This window comes from Taibaiella lutea, from assembly GCF_008629695.1.
Taxonomy (GTDB): Bacteria; Bacteroidota; Bacteroidia; order Chitinophagales; family Chitinophagaceae; genus Taibaiella; species Taibaiella lutea.
In genome coordinates this window covers 499,959-520,296 of sequence record NZ_VWSH01000003.1, presented here as the reverse complement: position 1 = coordinate 520,296, position 20,338 = coordinate 499,959, and the positions used below count along the sequence as shown (strand labels likewise).

The 20,338-nt window shown below is 38.4% G+C and carries 15 protein-coding genes; 7 read left to right on the top strand and 8 right to left on the bottom strand.

Annotation, left to right across the window (positions count from 1 at the left end):
- Positions 1–45 precede the first annotated feature (45 nt).
- Genes F0919_RS13460 through rnc form a run of 3 tightly spaced genes read left to right on the top strand, consistent with a single transcriptional unit; the run spans position 46 to position 2,313 of the window.
- Positions 46–282, top strand: coding sequence for an acyl carrier protein (locus F0919_RS13460; protein WP_150033288.1), 237 nt, complete (start codon positions 46–48; stop codon positions 280–282).
- Positions 283–321: 39 nt separating this feature from the next.
- Positions 322–1,581, top strand: a complete 1,260-nt coding sequence (gene fabF, locus F0919_RS13455; protein WP_150033287.1) for a beta-ketoacyl-ACP synthase II — start codon at positions 322–324, stop codon at positions 1,579–1,581.
- Positions 1,582–1,587: 6 nt separating this feature from the next.
- Positions 1,588–2,313: a ribonuclease III gene (gene rnc / locus F0919_RS13450; protein WP_235903509.1), complete on the top strand. Its 726-nt coding sequence runs from the start codon at positions 1,588–1,590 to the stop codon at positions 2,311–2,313.
- 32 nt (positions 2,314–2,345) lie between these two features.
- Here the strand turns inward: rnc and prmA are convergent, their stop codons facing one another.
- Positions 2,346–3,164, bottom strand: a complete 819-nt coding sequence (gene prmA / locus F0919_RS13445; RefSeq protein ID WP_150033286.1) for a 50S ribosomal protein L11 methyltransferase — start codon at positions 3,162–3,164, stop codon at positions 2,346–2,348.
- Positions 3,165–3,375: 211 nt separating this feature from the next.
- On the opposite strand from prmA, the gene F0919_RS13440 reads away from it, so the two are divergent.
- The 4 genes from F0919_RS13440 (at position 3,376) to F0919_RS13425 (ending at position 9,306) form a co-directional block, all read left to right on the top strand.
- Positions 3,376–4,119: a hypothetical protein gene (locus tag F0919_RS13440; protein WP_150033285.1), complete on the top strand. Its 744-nt coding sequence runs from the start codon at positions 3,376–3,378 to the stop codon at positions 4,117–4,119.
- A 135-nt stretch (positions 4,120–4,254) separates the two neighbouring features.
- On the top strand, positions 4,255–7,155 hold the full coding sequence (locus F0919_RS13435) for a sensor histidine kinase (protein WP_150033284.1): 2,901 nt from the start codon (positions 4,255–4,257) through the stop codon (positions 7,153–7,155).
- On the top strand, positions 7,148–7,888 hold the full coding sequence (locus F0919_RS13430; RefSeq protein WP_150033283.1) for a LytR/AlgR family response regulator transcription factor: 741 nt from the start codon (positions 7,148–7,150) through the stop codon (positions 7,886–7,888). Before F0919_RS13435 ends, F0919_RS13430 begins: the two co-directional genes overlap by 8 nt.
- 146 nt (positions 7,889–8,034) lie before the next feature.
- Positions 8,035–9,306, top strand: a complete 1,272-nt coding sequence (locus F0919_RS13425; RefSeq protein WP_190277391.1) for a cellulase family glycosylhydrolase — start codon at positions 8,035–8,037, stop codon at positions 9,304–9,306.
- A gap of 113 nt (positions 9,307–9,419) precedes the next feature.
- Here F0919_RS13425 and F0919_RS13420 read toward each other — a convergent pair whose 3' ends face one another.
- The 7 genes from F0919_RS13420 to F0919_RS13390 form a co-directional block, all read right to left on the bottom strand.
- A complete protein-coding gene (locus F0919_RS13420) occupies positions 9,420–10,511 on the bottom strand; it encodes an acyltransferase family protein (RefSeq protein WP_150033281.1) in 1,092 nt (363 codons plus the stop codon).
- A 141-nt stretch (positions 10,512–10,652) separates the two neighbouring features.
- Positions 10,653–12,815 carry an OmpA family protein gene (locus tag F0919_RS13415; protein ID WP_190277390.1) on the bottom strand — a complete coding sequence of 721 codons (2,163 nt, stop codon included), beginning with the start codon at positions 12,813–12,815 and terminating at the stop codon, positions 10,653–10,655.
- Between the two features lie 198 nt (positions 12,816–13,013).
- A complete protein-coding gene (locus F0919_RS13410) occupies positions 13,014–14,072 on the bottom strand; it encodes a PorP/SprF family type IX secretion system membrane protein (protein ID WP_150033279.1) in 1,059 nt (352 codons plus the stop codon).
- A 584-nt stretch (positions 14,073–14,656) separates the two neighbouring features.
- Complete coding sequence (locus F0919_RS13405) at positions 14,657–17,542, bottom strand: choice-of-anchor L domain-containing protein (RefSeq protein WP_150033278.1); 2,886 nt, start codon at positions 17,540–17,542, stop codon at positions 14,657–14,659.
- A gap of 125 nt (positions 17,543–17,667) precedes the next feature.
- On the bottom strand, positions 17,668–18,429 hold the full coding sequence (locus tag F0919_RS13400; protein ID WP_235903508.1) for a TIGR02757 family protein: 762 nt from the start codon (positions 18,427–18,429) through the stop codon (positions 17,668–17,670).
- 207 nt (positions 18,430–18,636) lie between these two features.
- The gene (locus F0919_RS13395; protein ID WP_150033276.1) at positions 18,637–19,299 is read right to left on the bottom strand and encodes a peptidylprolyl isomerase; all 663 of its coding nucleotides are present in this window, start codon (positions 19,297–19,299) and stop codon (positions 18,637–18,639) included.
- Positions 19,300–19,464: 165 nt separating this feature from the next.
- The gene (locus tag F0919_RS13390; RefSeq protein ID WP_150033275.1) at positions 19,465–20,127 is read right to left on the bottom strand and encodes a hypothetical protein; all 663 of its coding nucleotides are present in this window, start codon (positions 20,125–20,127) and stop codon (positions 19,465–19,467) included.
- Positions 20,128–20,338: the final 211 nt, after the last annotated feature.

Here is a 20,338-nt window from a genome sequence, read left to right as displayed (position 1 = left end):
ACTAAAAAGTATATTTTTGCACCATTAACTTAAATTGCAAACATTATGTCTGAAATTGCTAATCGCGTAAAGAAAATCATCGTTGACAAATTAGGCGTTGACGAATCAGAAGTAACTCCTGAAGCTAGTTTTACCAACGATCTTGGTGCTGATTCATTGGATACAGTAGAATTGATGATGGAATTCGAAAAAGAATTCAACATTTCTATTCCGGATGATCAAGCTGAAAACATCGGTAGCGTAGGTCAGGCTATTTCATATTTGGAAGAGCACGTGAAGTAAATTTACATTAAAGAAGAAACAGTAACCTAATTAGTTTAGATGAACGTAACGTTAAGACGAGTAGTTGTAACGGGTCTCGGCGCCCTAACCCCCATTGGTAATACAGCCGATGAATATTGGAATGGACTTATTAATGGTGTATCGGGCGCCGATTTCATTAAACAATTTGATGCTGCAAAGTTTAAGACAAGGTTTGCCTGCGAGGTGAAAGATTTCAAGGTGGAAGATCACATGGATCGTAAAGAAGCCAAGAGACTGGATCGTTTCTCGCAAATAGCTATGGCAGCGGCTAACGAAGCCGTAGCTCACGCAAAATTAGATGATCCATCCATCAACGGTGACCGTGTGGGTGTTATCTGGTCTTCCGGAATCGGCGGTATGATTACCTTCATTGAAGAAATGAAGAATTTCAATGCCGGCGATGGTACACCTCGTTTTAATCCCTTCTTTATTCCAAAAATGATTCTGGACATTGCGGCAGGTCATATTTCTATGAAATATGGTTTCCGTGGTCCTAATTTTGCTACGGTAAGCGCTTGCGCTTCTTCTACCAATGGTATGATTGATGCATTTACCTATATTCGTTTAGGTAAGGCAGATGTAATGATTACCGGCGGTTCAGAAGCCGTAGTTACAGAAGCAGGTATTGGCGGTTTCAACGCTATGAAAGCCCTTTCAGAAAGAAACGATGATCCGAAAACAGCCAGCCGTCCGTTCGATTTAAACAGAGACGGATTTGTGTTGGGCGAAGGTGCGGGAGCCATTGTTCTTGAAGAACTGGAGCATGCAAAAGCAAGAGGTGCCAATATTATCTGCGAAATAGTTGGCGGAGGCATGAGTGCCGATGCTTATCATCTCACAGCTCCACATCCCGAAGGATTAGGTGTGATTAATGTAATGAATGCCGCATTGGAAGATGCAGAGATGAAACCTGAAGACATTGATTATATCAATGTACATGGTACATCTACACCCTTAGGCGACATTGCAGAAATTACAGCCATCCAAAAAGTTTTTGGCGATCATGCTTTCAATTTGAATATCAGCTCTACCAAATCAATGACTGGCCACCTTTTAGGTGCGGCCGGCGCCATTGAAGCGGTTGCTACTATTCTGGCAGTAAAAAATGATATTATACCGCCGACCATTAATCATACTACTATTGATCCTGCTTTTGATTCCCGTTTAAACCTGACCCTGAATAAGGCTCAGCACAGAACGGTGAATGCAGCAGTAAGTAATACGTTTGGTTTTGGCGGACATAATGCCACCGTTATCTTCAAAAAGTACGAAGCATAGAACAGATTGAGTATTTCAAGGAATATTTTTAGCAGTTATTCGAAAGAAGACAAGGAACTTCAGAAAGCCCTGAAGAATATTTTGGGATACAAACCCGGATACCTGCCATATTATATTTCTGCCATAACACATCGATCTCAAACCGATAATACCAGCAGCAATAACGAGCGGCTGGAATTTTTGGGCGATGCCTTTATCGGTTCTATTGTCGGGGAATACCTCTTCAAGAAATATCCTTCCAAAGATGAAGGCTTCCTTACCGAAATGCGTTCAAAGATAGTCAGCAGGATGTCTTTGAATGAAATTGCATTGCGGATGGGCCTTCAGAAAATTGTACGTTTCAACAAAAACGACAAGATGCTAAGGCGCAGCCATATTTTTGGAAATGCGTTGGAAGCCTTGGTAGGAGCGATTTACCTCGATGCAGGATTTGAAAAAACGCGTAAATTTCTACTTAAACAACTCATCGGAAACCATATTGATATCGATGAACTGGAAATCACTGAAAAGAATTTCAAAAACAGACTTTATACCTGGGCACAACGTAAAGGGAAGCAAATGGAATTTGTAACTCTGGATGAAAGCATTCAGGCTGGCCGTAAAGTATTTCAGGTTGCCATAGAAGTTGACGGTGAAAGCTTTATTACTGCAACAGGTTATACAAAGAAAGAAGCCGGTCAAATGGCTGCACAGAAGGCTTTGGAAAAAATCGAGAGCGAAGGTCTGGAATAATAAAATTGCTTAGCAGAGCTAATTATCAGTCTCTATTTTCCAAACTGCATACACACCCAATTATTTTCAATCATTTCTTTTTGATAGCTGAAACCTGCGTTGGCGGCTGATGTTGTTATAATAGCTATATCTTCCTGCAGAATACCGCTTAACAACAAAGTGCCTCCGGTTTTTAGTAAAGCAAACATATTGTTCATGTATTCCAACAAAATATGGCGGTTGATATTTGCAAGAATGATATCGAATTGTTGTGCTTTTTCTATGCTTTCTATCGGCGATATTTGAATATCAACTTTAGTGGCCTTGTTTCTGCCACAATTTTCAACAGCATTTTCAATCGACCATTCGTCATTGTCAATTCCCAATACGGATGCTGCACCCAATTGTTCTGCAAGAATAGCTAATATGCCCGTTCCTGTTCCGAAATCAAAGACATTTTTCCCCTTAAAATCCAGACCTTTCATGAGAGTCATCATGGAAGCTGTTGTGGCATGATGCCCTGTTCCGAAAGACATTTTAGGTGTGATGACGATGTCGTATTCCACATTATCAGGCTTCGGATGAAAATCAGCTCTTATACTGCAAAAGCCATTGATGATAACAGGCTCAAAATTCTTTTCCCATTCTTCATTCCAGTTGCGTTTTGCAATTTGTTCCGTAGTATAGGGTATGTTTAGCTGTGTTGAAATTTCATTTATTGCATCCAAATCCAGGGAAGGTGTTTCAATATACACGTTAAGCCCTTCTGCAGTCTCCTCAAAGCCCTCAAATTCAAGATTGGAAAGCATGGCCATTAAAGTGTCTTTCGCGTCTTGTTCAGCCACGCTGAAGCTTAATTGAGTGTAATTCATGGCGCAAATGTAGGGGAATATTATTTCTCCCGAATTGAGCTGTTCCTGATTGGGCTTTGACAATAAAAATAGTAAATAGCTTTTTACACATCATCTCCGGCAATTGCATTTGGTTTGTTCAAACCCTCCGTTGGTTTACAGGCACTTTCGAGCGCCATTTCTCAGCCTACTTTTGGGTCAGAATTTATTAATCACAGTAAAAACAATAAATATGAAAAAGCTTATTTCATTTTCTCTGCTTACACTTTGTTTACTTACCGCAGCATCTTCCTGCAAGAAAGACAATGTTAGTCCGAACAACAATGGTAATAATAACAATGGTAATAACAACAACGGAAACAACGATAATACTACGATAGTATTAAATGACTTGTTGAGTTATTATTTTGTGTACGTTAATTCTGATGGCGATTTAAGAGTGATTTACTTCTTTCAGGACAATGGCAATTTTAATGGTTACAGAGATGGTATGCAAGTTAGGAGAGGGATTGAAAGCCCTGCGATTTCCAATAATATATTTACCTGTACTATCAGTTCACAGACTTATTCTTTTACCTTAAAAAAAGATGCTTCCGGTAATATCAGCATGGTAAGCTATACTTCCTCCGAAGGCGTTTACAGCAATCTGGAAATGTTTAAAACTTCCGATGCTCCTGCTTTTGCAAGTACCAACGGAACAGACAATATATTCCATTATAGCAATAATGGCGACGGCGTCTATCTGTATTTCGATTATGAAAACGGAAATGTATGGCGCCACGATTCACCCGCATTAGGCCTTAGTAACAGCCTGCCTTATTATATGCTGTCAAATAACATAGGATGGAAAAGCAGTGATGAAAGCACTATAGGCGTTGCTGTTCCAAGATGGCAGGGAAACAGCAGTATTAAGATGGTGACTCAATCAAATATATCCGATCTTGGGCAGGGTGTTCAGACGGCTTTTGAATTATAACTTATTGCAATGACTTCAGACAGGTTGCCCGTGCTAACGGTAACCTGTCTGCTTTGTTAATATTCCTTATTTTACTTACCTTGTTAATGTTGTGTTTGCCTCCTGTTTTTGTAAGTATGCCGTAAATCAAAAGCAATGTTGCGTTTAGTCTTATTATTGGTTTTGCCATTCTTTTGTTGCGCACAAAACGTATATCATGCTGATTCCATACGGTTTGCATCCGGCTTGCCTTCGGATGTGGTATCGGCTACCTTAAGAAAAGATGGGTTTTTGTACGTGGCAACACAAAGAGGACTGTGCTTATACGATGGATATTTGTTTGTAGCTGCTAATGATGTTAAGAATGCCGTTAGCAGTATCTTTTCAGATGGCAGGCATATTTATTTTGAAGAGGCGGGCGTTGGATTGTGTGAAAAAGATAATATCTATTCACCCAAAAAGATTATTCAGGCGGTACGTTTTGAAGACAATAATCCTGATAACGACCATTTTCAGAATATCTATAAAGACAGGTATGGCAATATCTGGGCTACAGATTTTCATCAGGTAAAGTATCTTTCTGCTGCCACCGGTAAATGGCGCAGCTTTCTTCTTGCTCCTGATAATCAATCGCTCAACCTTGCTGCAGATTATATTCCCTATAAAAACGGGTTGATTATAACTACTTCGACCGGCACTTTTTATTGGGTTAGCAAGGAAGACCGTTTAATCCCCATGAATAAAGAATCGGTTGCTTCATGTCTGCAAAAGCAATCACGTATTTTCTGTTTTAACAGGAATAGCAGCCTTTGCGAATATTTTCCTGAAACGAATACCATAAAGCCTTTCCTGAAAATGGATGATTCGTGTTTTTTTGTAAAAGAATATCAGGTTAATAACGAATTGATGTACTATAGCAATAAGGCATTATTTGTTTACGATCTCCGGGAAGGAAAAACAAGGAAATTATTTGAATCGACCAATAAGATAAACCATGTTTACTATGATTCCCTGATAAATATTGTTTGGCTATCAACGCAGAATGGTTTAATCAAACTGCAAAAAAACAATATTGCTGTTCAATCGCTTGTACTGCCCGAAAATGGCAATGCTTCTGTAACTGATATATTGTTTGACAAATCCGGTAATTTATGGATGGCAGATGTTCAGGGTTCATTGTTGCAAAAAACAAGGCAGGGAGCATGGAAAAAATATGATTTTGGCAAACAGATAAATGGACTTTCCATAAAAGACACGAATATATACATTGCAGCAGCCAACAGTATTTATCGCTTAAGTCCGCAGGATAAGCCGAGGAAAATTATTACAGCAGATTTTCCATTGAAAAAAGCGATTGAAGCTGAAAACAAAATATGGGTTGTTCCGGTAAAAGGTAGTTTAAAAGTGTATGACTTTGTTTCTTTTAAAGAAATAAAGAATTATGTAATTCAGGACAGCAGCTTCTTTCAGAATAATTTTGTAAATGATATTTGTTATGCCCATGGTAAAGTATGGCTGGCAACCTGGGCGCCAAAAGATTATGGAATTGCCTTTTTTAATGAATCGAATCAACGATTTGAATCAATAAGCAAGATAAAAAGTAACGATACTTTATTTGTTGGTGATTATTACAATCGCATAGCAGTTGCAGAAAACGGATCCTTGCTTTTTTCAGCACATGGAGGCTGGAACCGGGTTTTTAGCGACGGACATATATTACAAAGCCTGAATACACGCACCTATAATATTGCCAACGACAATATACAAGGTATTGCAGAAGATCAGAGAGGTAACATTTGGTTTGGTTGCGCCGAAGGTTTGTATCAGTTCAATAATAATACCAGAACTGCCGTTCGTATTTCAGAGATTGACGGACTTGCATCCAATAATATTACGGGTGGATTTTGTTTAGGGAAAGACAATTTGCTTTATATAGCTACCGAAAAAAGTGTGCAGCAAGTAGATTTGCTTAAAGTACTGAAGACCTCGCTTATAAGTCAATTGCAACTTACAGCAGTTAAATGCAATGGTAATTTTATTAGTCCCTTGACGACTGAGCTAAGTCAAAAAGAAAAAGATATAACACAAATAGAACTTTATTTTTCAGCGCTCAATTTCACTAATAAGGAAAAAGTAATTTATCGTTATCGGTTTGACAATGAGCCCTGGAGTTACCTGGGCTCAGAACCACGTCTTCAGATTATAAAACCTGCAGCCGGGCACTATAATGTTACCATTGAAGCAGGAGATAATTTAGGTAACTGGCAATCGAAGACATTGACTTTTCAGCTCAATATAATACCGCCGTTTTATAAAACTACATGGTTTTATGTTTTGCTGATGTTGCTTGCAGTCTTATTGGCATGGATCATTAACCGTTACCTTGTCAGACAGGAAACCTTAAAAGGAAATCTCCGGCGAAAAATTAAGGAGAATGAAAACCGGATGTTGCGTTCGCAAATGAATCCTCATTTTATGTTCAATTCTCTGAATTCGATTAATAGCTTTATTATTCAAAATAAAAAGGAAGAGGCCTCCGGTTATCTTACTTCTTTCTCGCGGCTTATGAGAAAGATACTGGACAATTCGCGTAAGGAATTCATCAGCTTGCAGGAAGAATTGGATGCAACCGTTCTTTATCTCAATTTAGAAGCCGTTCGCATGGAGCATAAATTCGATTACCGTATAAATATTGACAACAGCATTGATGCAGCATCAATATTCATACCGCCGCTGATATTGCAACCTTTTCTTGAAAATGCTATCTGGCATGGTATCAACCAAAAAGACGGGCATGGTTTTATTACAATTAATTTTGAACCGGATAAAGAAATCACAAACCGGCTTATCGTTACGATTACGGATGACGGAGTTGGTCGTAAAGCAACCCATAAATCCGGGAGCAAAGCCTATAAGTCACATGGGCTGGAAATTACTATGGAACGTCTTAAAATGAATGACCGGGATAATTGTGTGAAAATTATTGACCTTTATGATGAAAGCAATATACCGGCTGGTACAATGGTTCAACTTCAAATAAGTTATAACGATGATTAAAGTAGTAGTGATTGATGACGAAAAGCATTGTCTTGTTACAATGGAATATTTGTTACGACAAGCAAAGGAGGTGGAACTGTTAGCCTGTATTCAAGATAGCAGAGAAGCTGCAGAACAGATAAGAATTCTAAAGCCTGATATTGTTTTCATTGATGTTCAAATGCCTAATCTTTCGGGATTTGAGGTATTGCAGCAATTTGAAGTGTTGCCATTCAAGGTGGTTTTTACAACTGCCTACGACCAATACGCAGTAAAAGCGTTAAAGATGAATGCACTCGATTATCTTCAAAAACCGGTTGTTCTGGAAGAAATAAAAGAAGTATTGGAAAAATACCATCAGGACCAGCTATTGCAAACCCGGGAACAGATAAGCCAGATATACCGTTTCTCTGAAGGCAAAATTCTGGATACGATAGCATTGTCTGTACAGGAAGGGCTTATGTTCGTAAAGCAGGAAGATATCACCTATATAGAAGGCAGCGGCTGTTATTCCAATATTATAATGGTTGACGGTACAAAACATCTGGTCAGTAAAACGATTGCCGTATTTGAAGACGTGCTGCTCGATAATCCTTTATTTTTCCGCCCTCACAAATCTTACATGGTCAATCTGAAATTCATTAAACAATATATACGCGGGGAAGGTGGAGAAATAATCATGAAAGATGGTAAAAGCATTGCAGTAAGCAGGAACAAAAAACAGGATTTCCTGAATCTTTTCCAGCGCATCTGATGGCATTCCTGCAATTGGCTGAGTCAAAACAGTATTTGGTTTATTGCCTGTTCGCCCGGCTGAAAAAATAATAGAGTTTTACTCATGAAAGCAAATCAAGAATGAAGTACTTCGATTTGTATTTAATTTTTTTAAAATTAATTGATATGAAAAAACTACTATTGTTTGCCGGATTATTTGCCTTGGTAGGCCTCGTACAAGCGCAACCTATGCATGTGGATGGAAAATTGCTGAAAACAGCCACAGGAAATACCATTATTTTAAGAGGCATGAACTATCCTATAATGGATGATGGCAATGTGGACTTAAATAATGCTTCCAGTTATCAGACCCTGATTGATCAATATGCTATGACCGGTGCCAATTGTATCCGTATTCCATGGAATACAGATGGTAAGCATTGGCGCGATGGTATTACTCCGGGTACTATGCAGGGATATCTTACAAGTGGCAGGCTGGGGGAAATGATTGACTATTGTTTTTCTAAAAACCTTAAGGTTATCCTCGAAATTCATGACCTTACCTGCAGCAATGACTGGGCCGCTTTCAATAGTACCATAGTGCCGTTCTGGACAAGTACCCCCGTTGTTAATTTGATTAATGCAAGGCAGTCAGGATTGATTGTAAATATAGCCAACGAATTTGGCAATGACCAAAACTGGGGTGGGGATTTGAATACATTTAAAACCAACTATATTACTGCAGTTCAGGCATTACGGGTAGCAGGCATTACAGTTCCTGTTATGATAGACGCACCTAATTGTGGCACCTCCTCTTCTTCTATCGTTTCCATAGCAAGCCAGATTGTATCGGCTGATAATTTACATAACATTATCTTTTCGGTTCATGCTTATTGGTCAGCCTATGCGGCTGGTAATGCACAAATAGATGCAAAGATGAATGAAATGAATGCCAGTAACGCCTGTTATGTTTTTGGTGAAATAGCTAATAAGCAAGATATAGGCAGTTGCGGAGATGCTGATATTACCGGTATTTATCAGCGGGTGCTTACTAATGCCTGTCCAATGGGTATCGGATGGCTGGCATGGTGTTATAATAAGGATTGTGCGGCTGCCAGAGAAGCAAGCAGTACAGGCATGTTTGCCAATCTTACTGCTTTTGGTAATGACCTTGTGAACAATTCAAACTATGGGCTCAATTCCAATTCTATTTGTAATGGTCAGAATGGGGTTCCTTTAGGTTTAGGTGTCGGAAATAATAATGCTGAATCAACAGCTAAAGTGAAGTTGTATCCTAATCCGGGTCATGGCTCTTTTTCCTTTCAATCATCAGAAACTATTAAAGCAGTGAAGGTGTATGATGTCACCGGAAGGGAGGTAACACTGAAAAGACTTTCTCTCAATTTATTTGAAATTGAGTCTGTGCAATCGGTATCTACTGGGTGGTATATGTATTGAAAGATGGCAATCGTTATGCAGAAAAGATATTTTGTACCCGATAAGTTGAATATAACTCTTAAAAGCGAAGCTGTAACCAAAGTGTTGCAGCTTCGCTTTTACTTTATTTTAATTTATTGCAGCTTGCTGTTTTGTTTGCTTTTTAGCAATCCGGTAAAATATTTATTGAGTCGTTTTTCGACCACAGAATAATATACTATTCCAATTAAAGTGCTTAACGTAACCAGCAAGATAACGAATACATCCATTGACAGGAAATGGAGTAATGCCGGAAACTTTTTTATCGTATCATAAAGCCATTCAAGGCTTCGAGGATGCACCAGATAGATTGCGAAAGAAGCGTCGCCCAGAAATAACATAGTACGATTATTGAAAGAGATGGCTTTTGACTTTTCCAGATACAAAAAACCAATTACCAATATTGCACTTGGTATGCCCCATATTCCTACTCTGAGCCAGGTATATCGGCCTGCTAAAATATAAGTAGCTTCAGAAACCCCCGAATATCCAAAGTAGATTAGCAGAAGATAGCAGAAGATGCCGGTTGCTAAAAACAGCCATGCAATTCCTTTTCCGATATTGCAATACTTGTAGAGCATGGCGATCAATACGCCAAAGCAAAATTCCCAAAGAATAGGATTACTGATAAATGTGAGCTGAATGTTTTTGCCGGGAAGAAAACTGAGCAGTGTCAATGCACTGATAATAAGAACCAATGCTATAGCCCTTTTCCTGATCTTTAAAAATATCAGTACCACAAAAAAAAGGTAGAACAGCCACTCAAAAGCTAAAGTCCACCCCACCACTATAATCGGATAGGTAAATACATACCCTGTTTCAAAGATGGGTAGAATGGTAAATGTCTTAATGGCTTGCTCTTTTGGGAAGGAATAGTTTGTTTTTGAAAAATAATTGAGCAATAAAACAAGTATACTTACCAAATAATATGAAGGATTAATACGAAGTAACCGCTTTTTCAAAAATAAAGCACCTCCATCTTTTCCTTCCATGTTAAATGAAACATAGGATATAATGAATCCGGAAATGATAAAGAATATGTCAACTCCGATGGCGCCAAAATTCTGTAAGAAATAAAAATGCTGTTGTTCTGAAATGCCAAATAATTTCTGAATATCAATTGCATGACAGTAAACAACAAGGATTGCTGCAATTGCTCTCAGGTATTGAATAGAATTGATTTTCATGAACTGCTAAAATTGGCAAATATAAATTCAAATAAGGACAACTACTTATTCATATCTACATTGGTGTTGAATCTGTATAGGAATAGATAAAAATAAAGCCCTGCAACTTGCAGGGCTTTATTTTTATCTATTAATAGTTGATTAGTTAACGCGGCTACCAGGATTTCCGAAGTTGGAATCTGAATCTGTTGGCTCAGGATTTTCTTCTCCTTCTCCTTGTTGCAGATTTTTTTCCTGTTCTCCGATTGTTCCGGGTTTTGTGCTGTCATAAACAGTACGCAATGTCGGAACATCAGACATAATACGGAATGTAGTACGGCGGTTTTGCTGACGACCTTCATCTGTTTTATTATCTCCAATCGGATTGGTTTCACCCATACCTTCAGCAGATAATCTACTACGTTCAACACCATTTCTCACAAGATAGTCAACTACGGATTGAGCTCTTTGCTGAGACAGGTTTTTGTTGTAAGCATCTGTTCCTTTGCTGTCAGTGTAAGACAATATCTTAACCTGTAAAGATGGATTGTCTTTCATCAATGATGTCAATTTCTCAAGCTCGGCAGCAGATTCAGGACGCAAACTGGCTTTATCAAAATCATAAAACACGTTGTGCATGATGTAATCGGCATCTATTTTATACTCGTCCATGTAAATTGTTACAAAAACAGTATCATCCGGATCCTGACGCTTGATAGCTTCTGTACTTACAGTTGCACGGGTAGAGATGAAATTCGCTTTATCTCCTGTTAAAACATAATTATGACCACGGGCTACAGAGAACTGGAATTGACCATCGGTTGAGTTGAATGTTTTGATGTTTCCGTTTTCATCCACCATTTTAACTGCAACTTCCTGAATAGGTTGTTGTGTTTTTTGGTTCAACACTTTACCCATAGCATAGATTTTAGGCTCATACTGAATGCGCCAGATATCATCGCAACAAGTTGGGTTTTTCAATGCTATTGAACCGATACGGTTACTTACAACATAAGCATCTGGTTTACCTACAGGGTCATTGATGTAATACAATTCATCGGCAGACGTGTTAATCGGGAACCCTAAGTTATGCAGGTTTGTATAACGGGATGGACCACCATCTGCACAGAAGATATCATAACCACCCATAGTTACCCAGCCATCGGAAGCAAAATACAACTTATTGGTTTTACTGTCATAATAAGGTGATGCTTCGTTTCCTTCTGTATTGATTTGTTTACCGGCATTTTGAGGGCGACGGTAAGATTTTTGACGTGGATCATAAACTGAATACCAGATGTCATATTTACCACGGCTTTGTAACACACGGTTGGAAGAGAAGAATAAAACTTCCTTTTTACCCACTTTAGCAATGAAAGGTTGTGTATTAGAGAAATCACCTTCGTTAATACCTTCGCCTAACAATACCGGAGCGCCCCATTGTGCTTTTTCGAATGTAGAGCAATAGATACGGCATGTCATTTCATTTTTCTCGTTTTCAAGACAACGTGTGAAATAGAAACGGTCTCCACCAGGGCTGAAACAACCATTACCAACATGGAATTTAGCGTCATTAAATTTGCCATCCATAAATGGTAAAGACCATTGGAACGTATCACGATCGTCTAAACCTTTGAATTTATGTGAAATATTGAATCTTGAAACATAGTCAGAACGGTTTTCGTTGCTGGCTTCCTGAACATTATTTGCTTTCATTGTAGCAAACAATAATGCAGTATCGCCTAATGGCATCGGAGATAATTCTGTATATGCAGAGTTGACGTTAGGACCTAAGTTTTTAACGTTGGCAGGAATTGGATCGGTCAATGACTTCATAGCCATGTTACAACCGTCAATCTCAACCTGAGCACGTTTTTTCAATTTCTTGAAAGTTTTAGGATTATCAACTATGAATTTTTGAAATCTTTCAATAGCATGCTTGTATTCACCCTGCATTTTCAACATCTGAGCTTCTTTGTAAACTGCTTCAGGATATAATGCCGGAGCAAGTGAATATACAAACCCATAATATTTTGCTGCAGGTATATAATCCCTCATCATCCAGGCGCACTCTGCGGCTTGATAGTTTAAATACGGATTACGTGGTTGTTCTTGCAACAATTGCAGGTAATAATCGTAAGCATTGTAGTAGCTGCCGGATTTGAAAAGGCCGTCAGCCCAACGCAACTTCTTTTCATAGCCTAATTCGGCTACAGGGTCGTTCGCTTTATTACGATATTTATCTTTTTGAGCCAGAGCCTCGTCATGTACAACAGCTGTCAATAAAAAAGCTGAGAATAGAAAAAGTAACGATTTGCGTCTCATGTGCATGCAACGTTGATTATTAATGTTAAATTAGAACTTGGGCTCTAAAAGTAAAAATAGTTTTATTAAAAACGAAGAACCTGCCAAAATTTTTTAAAAAATTATTCGGCAGGCTCCCATATATTTTTTCAATGTTCTATTTTATCACCCAAGAATGTCGTAAAATATGAGTTTTTAAAAGAGCCTTAATTTCGATTGTTAGAATCTTGAGCAAGGATATAATAGTTTTTTAGCAAAATCAATCGGGCTCGATTTTATGTAACGTATGGAGATTTCAAAACCACCATTGTTATTAGATGCAGCTTTCAAATCAGAAGTGTTGTAATCATAGCCAACACCGATACGGAAACCTTGATATTCGATACCTGCAGTTACCATGATTGCATCCTGATTACGGTACCAGATACCTGCATAAATTGCAGTTGCAGTTGGTAAATCGTAACCTTCGCCAACTTTTAAGTTGAATTCATTTCCTGCCACTAATTCCATGGCAGTTGATTGTGATTGTACGAAAGCTGCCGGTCTTAATGAAAATTTATCGTTGATGCCGATAATAGCACCTAATTGGCCGGTATAACGAATTCCTAAACCAACGTCTGCTGCTGCCTGACGTTTATCGAAACTTTCAAGCGGTTGGTTAAGATTGTTGGCACCTACACCAATTACAAAGCTTGATTTTTCGCCTATTGCCTGAGAATAGTTAATACCTGCATTAATCAAATAATTAGATGTACCGGTTGTTAACCAACCCCATTCTGCAGATGTACCTGGTTGCCATGCACCTTCAAGATATTCATCACCAAAATATAATTTACTAAGGTCGATATTTTTATGGCTGTAACCACCTTGTAATCCGACTGTCAAAACTTTCTTGCCGTCTGTACCCAAAAATTTATGATAAGCCAAAGAAAGCATTACGGTTGTATTGGAAAGATTACCGTCTCCTGCCTGATCTTTATAGAATTGAAGACCGGCGGCTAAATAATCATCCACAGAAATATCACGGATAATTGGCATGTCCAAAGAAACACCGATAGTTTTAAAAGCGGCGTCCCCGCCTGTTACACTACGCCATTGATCGCGGTATATAGCAGATGCTCTGAAGTCACCACCAAAGGCTCCTGTATTAGCAGGGTTCAATGTAAGCGGGGAAGCATCGAATTGTGTAAAGTGGACATCTTGAGCTTGAGCGTTTCCTGAGTTGAGCATTGCTGCCACAATAAGGCCGACGCCGGCAAACGTAATTCTACACTTCATAAGTAGGTTGTTAAGCTGTTTATCAAATTTATTTCCGTGAGATATTTTCCTGTTAGAAATTTTTGGGAGATAAAAGTGCAAAAAAAAATTGATTATCCATAAAATTATCAAAATATTTTTTTTATTACCTTCCAAATTCAGTTACATCTCGTTTCTATTTTTATTTATTGTCCTCTTTTTTTCAATAAAAAGATTGCCTTTTTTATATTTTTTTATCTCTCCGGAAGCCCGTTCCACCCTTCATCCGCTTTCTTAAAAGCTACCGCCAATGGATAAATATACGCAAGTATTTCAGAATGCCAATATAAACTTTAAAGTTTTAGTTTTTTTAGTATTAAAAATGGAATTCTATCTCTTTTAATGCTAAAACATTTAAATAATATTTTATAAGAAACGTTGTTTTGCTGTGAAAGTTATCGCGTTTCACAAAATTGCTTTATTGGCTATAGCGCGTCCAAAACCATAAGACCCATGTTTTTGTAAATAAAGTTGGGTATTCGGTTATATCACTTGAAGGGCTTTTGCTATATTCAGATTCAATAAAAAGCGCGAAAGTATTTTCGCGCTTTTTATTGAATCTTTTATTATCTCAGCAAGGTGACACTGCCGTCTTTTCTGAAAGGCTTACCAGTACTGGTTGTAGCATCAATAGAGTATACATATACTCCCAGAGGCTGCGCCACTCCGTTGAATGTACCATCCCATCCCTTATCAATATTGGTGGTTTCAAAAACCTTGTTGCCCCAACGATTGTAAATCCTGAAATATTGCAGGGTAGCAATGCCTCGTTTTACAATTTTAAAATCACCTGAAGTCGGAGAGAATGCGTTTGGTGCATCCAATAAGGTTTCTGTATTTACAAGCACATCTATTGAATCTTTAACGATACAACCTGCTTCTGTGGTTGCTGTTACAAAATATCTTGTTCTGACTTCAGGTTGTGCTACAGGATTTGAAATGTTGGAAGCACTTAACCCTGATGGCGGGAACCAGCTATAATACAAGCCATTGCCTTGCGGATCCATTTGATAAGATTCGCCCGGCCATATCTGAACACTGTCAGGTAAAGTTATAATTGCATTGGGATACACTGTTACGGCCACTATTTGGGTATCATAGCAGACATGAGAGCCATAAGTTTTGGAACCTATTAATTTGTAGTCAGTACTTGTGTTGGGCGTTGCAACAGGGTTAGCAATATCAGTATTACTCAAGCCATAGCCCGGCGACCATGTATAAGTGTTAGCTCCGGTGGCACCTAATTGAATATTCACCGGTTGGCAAGAGCCTGTATCTATAGGATTTACGACCATGAAATCACCTGCAAATACAACTATCTGCATAGTATCAGCACCTCTGCAACCTAATGGAGTTGTTACAACCAATGACATTTCCGGAACATTGCCGTCTCCGCTGAAAACAGGATTTTTTGCAGTAGAATCTGTCAGGTCTATCCCCGGCGTCCAGTCATAGGTATAATTGGCATAATTTTCCGGCATTACAGCACCTTGCATCTGAATAGTATCATAAGTACATATTACTCTGTCAGGACCGATATTTACCTGAGGCACAGGTTGTACTTCCACGTAAAAACTATCAGGCATAGGCAGACAGGTTGGATAAGACGCGGTAAGCGTGTACCAGCCACTTGTTTGCGCATTTAATACTGTATTTGAAGCCAAAGGATTAACAATATCTATTTCGGGATCCCAGTTATAACTGAAAGCCGTATCCCCATCTGTACGAAGGGAAATATTGCTTCCTGCACAGACAACAGTATCATTATTCAGAACAGTTATATGATCCGGTAAAAGACGCACCCTTATTGTATCGTGTCCATCGCAGCCAACTGCTCCCGGATTTACGGTTACAGCATAATCTGTTGTTGCCGGTGGTGTACATATCGGGTTTCTGATTTCCGGGTCACTTAATCCTGTGACCGGTGTCCATGAAAAAGTTTCATCGTCATTCAATGGCGAAGTATTTGCATACAATTGTACACTTGATCCGCAAGTCACCTTATCTGGCCCTAAATCCACTTGCGGCTGTACCTTTACATCCACAAAAACATGTGCGGTAGAAGCGGGACAGGCAGTACCTGCAGCCGGTAAGTTTACAGAAATAGTATAATTAGTGGGTACGGTCGGGCTGACAGTTACATTTCTTTGTGTAGGATTGTCAACAGTCGATCCGGGTGTCCATATTACATTCAGGAATGAATCTGCAATAGCAAATACATCAACATGTTTTCCAATACAGATAGCGGTGTCCGGATTAATGATGCTTACGTAAATAGAATCGTAGATCATAATCGTATCACTCGCCAAAACGATTGGAGCAGAATTACTACAAGTATAAGGGGAGAAAATAGAGATAATAACTGATTTGGGTCCGGCAGCCGGCGAAACAGGAATACCGTCGACGTTTAATGAAACAACAGTGTCGCCGGGAGCCATGGTAATGGAAGCCGGTAACGGTGTATAATCCACACCAGGAACAGCTGTACCGGAATAAGTCAATGGAATAGTAACAGGTTGATTAACGTTACCACCCTGACGGCTGACACGAACTACGCCCGGAGGACAGCCACGCACTGTATTTGTAAATGGTAATTCCAGACCGCCGCCACCGTATGTATTAACATATAATGCCGTTGAGCTAAGACTTCCTGCTTTTAAAAATACGCCTGAGTCAAGTGAGCCGTCAGAACAATCGGCTATCGCTAATTTCAAATGGTAAGTATCGCAGGGAGATACCAATGCCTGTGCCGTAAAAACCTGAGTAAATCCCTGATAGGTAATACTTGTACCACCTGTATTATTTACATAATACTGTGAAAAAGGTGAGCCCGGAGCAACGTTTGTACATAGAGGTCCCGGATTGGCAGGAACTCCCGTAGTAGTATTAACTGTTATAGGAATAGTAGTGTTTGGGATTATGGCCATATTGTACGTAGATGGAAAGGACGGGCCACTAATAAAAAATCCAAAAACATCATTGAACTGTGAACAGGAATAAGACTGATATTCAGTAGAAGCAAAAACATAATCAAACTTGATGGAGTCGCCTGCAGGAACAAAATCAAATTCCAGCTTACATAAGTCATTCAACGATTGCGATACCAAATTGGACAAATCTGCATCTGCTGCAGGGCCATTACCGGCACCACCGGGGCCTGCACCTATTTGTGGACCGAAAGAACCTAATGCATCTCCGGATGTAAGTGCAATACCACTGTCAATACCCAAATTGGTTGATCCGTTCGGAGCCAGTTTAAATGTTGCATTGGATTGCCCCGGACAATTCATTGTAGGATTCAATACTATAACTCCTGAACCAGTAAGGGCATCAACCAATTGTTGGGCTGTCTGATTGTTTAATGCTGTAAACTGAGCATTTGCTTTCTGTTGAAAAAAAACAAATACAACTATAACAAGCGTTGTAATTTTTGTAAAAAATTTTAAGCTCATTTTATAAAAATTAAATTGTTTTGTAAGAAAATAAAAAATTCACTCATTGGGAGTGTATATATCAAAAAAGACTATTTATTGTATACTAAAGTTGGCTAAACCTTGGTTTTTTATCATATTATTAGCTAAAAACGTTCTATTACGCCTAATCCGAACAGTGCAAAATCATATTTCACCGGGTCATTTTTATCGAATTTCCTTAGGTATTCTGTTAATTCCTGCGCTGCTTTCCAATCATTTTGCTGCCTTTCCAATAAGCTTAACCTTCTCGCTACATTCCCTACATGAACATCCAATGGGCATATCAGCATGGAAGGCTTTATTTGTTTCCATAACCCAAAATCAACCGGTTGCGTCATTAAAGCATTATCATCCCTTACCATCCATCTTAAAAACATATTCAGCCTTTTGCAGGCTGAATTTTTTGCAGGTGTTGCAATGTGTTTTTTTGTTCTTTCCGGTGCTTCAGGTATTGCAAAAACATAATTATGAAATCCAATGAGCGCCTGTGAAACATCTGTGGACAATGGGTGCAAAAACTGTGCAAAAGCTATTTCAAGGCTTACATGTTCTGCATAATGTCTTTTTAAAAATTGTAATAACCAAAATAAATCTGTAGCGTTAAATGTGCGATGTACAAAGCCCAGTAACGGTTTCAGATCTGATTCTTTATAATTCGTTACAAAGTCGAAAGGGGCATTATCCATTGCATTCAGCAAACGCGTACAACTGTTAATAATCGATGTTCGGTTGCCCCATGCAAAAAGCGCCGCAAAAAAACCTGCTATTTCAATGTCCTGTAATTGCTGAAACCGATGCGGAATACTTACCGGATCTTTTTCTATAAAAAATGTCTGATTATATTCCTTTACTTTTTGATCAAGCAAATTTTTAATAGCGTTTACAGACATTGAGAATTTGACACAAAATTTTACTTTTACTTCTACCTGAATTTAAAAGAGGATGAAGTTAACAAAATTAAAAGCCTAAAGAAAATTTTTCGCTATATGAACAGCTACATATTCATGTATTTGAATTGTAAATTATAGTAATTAATAATAGCAAGACATTGTAACTCTTTTCTCCTTATTAGTTTATATCCAAAAAAACAGGAATTTCTTCTTTACCCTGATCTTCAAAATCCGCTGATCTGTATTAGGGCGATCGCCTGCAGCACGAGGTTGTGTCACAATTTTATCAACAATATCCATACCTTTCGTAACTTCTCCGTAAACAGTATAATTGCCATCCAGATGAGGTGTGCCGCCGGTGGTTTTATAAACTTCTCTTTGTTCTTTAGTAAATATGCGACCCGTTCTTTTTGAAATATTATCCAACTCTGCATCTGTATATTTCTTTCCTACCGTAATATAAAACTGGCAGCCGGAAGATGATTTGTCGGGATTATTGTCACGTGCCGCAGCCAGAACGCCACGCTTATGAAAGTCAATATTATTGATTTCTGCCGGAACCCTATAACCTACATCACCATTTCCCAAAGGTGTTCCTGCAGGTGCATGCTTTGACTCCGGATCACCACCCTGAATCATAAATTCAGGAATTACACGATGAAACAAAGTACTATCAAAGAAGTGCTCTTTTGCCAGTTTTACAAAATTGTCTCTGTGTTTGGGAGTATTATCATACAGAAATAATTCAATTTTGCCATAAGCTGTCGTAATGGTCGCTCTGTATTTTTGAGCAAAGGAAAGGCTTACTGACAAAAGGAAAAGAGCTAATAATGTAATTTTTTTCATGAAATAAATACTTATATTATAACGCAAGTAAAGATAAAGGCAGCTAAAATAAGATTTTTTTACTCAAATACTATTTCAATGAATATTGAAGTTTGATCTTTTTACCATAAAAAAACTACGACGCTTCAAGTGTCGTAGTTTTTAAAAATATACATAAAAGCAAAATTATTTATCTGCTTCAGCCTGTTTCATAAACATTTCATTGCTTTCTTTACCCCAAAAAGGTTTTGTAATATCATCATGAGATTCTTTCTCGAACAGCGGTTGGGCTTTCTGGAAATATTCCATTGCTTTTTTTCCGCCACCACCAAACATTTTAGGCGTAAACAATACACTTGTACCTTTCAGGAAATAAATACGCGGATTATCAGCGTTATTGCTTTTTGCAAGCTCTAAATTTTCTTCAAAGATTTTACCATATTTCTGCCAACGCTTCATTGGCTCTACGCCCAGGCGTGCATTGGCAAGCATTGCTTTCAACGCATAAATTTCTGATTGTTGTATTTTATCTTCTTTATTTGAAAGATCGGCAGCGTCGTTTAAGAAGTTTTCTGCTTCATCTAAATACGCATCCTTTTTAGCTGCCTCTTTTTCATCGTAATTCAACATAATTTTTGATAATGCAGCATAATACGAAGCAGTCCATTCATCCTTAAACTTTTTGGCAATAAGTCCTAATCTATTGCTTTGATTTATCATTTCGGTGCGGTCTTTGGTGCCGAAAAATGCACCGACTGTTGTACCTAATGTCTGCTTAAAATCTTGCGCCAACAGGGTTCCCGAAATTCCCATTATCAAGGCTAATGAAAATAAAATTCTTTTTGTCATAACGATTGTTTTTTTATTGGTTGAGTATGCAAATGTAGCTTTTGGCTGGCTGTGCGAAATCAAATTTCGGTAAAATGGGGTAGAAATTTCGGCAAAAGCACTGTTTTGAAATATCGGGAAAGAAGAATGAATGCTGTTTCATTGTCATAAAAGTGTCATTTTATGTTGTTTGCAACAAGTATATCTATTATGTTGCCGTCCTTTGCCGCCA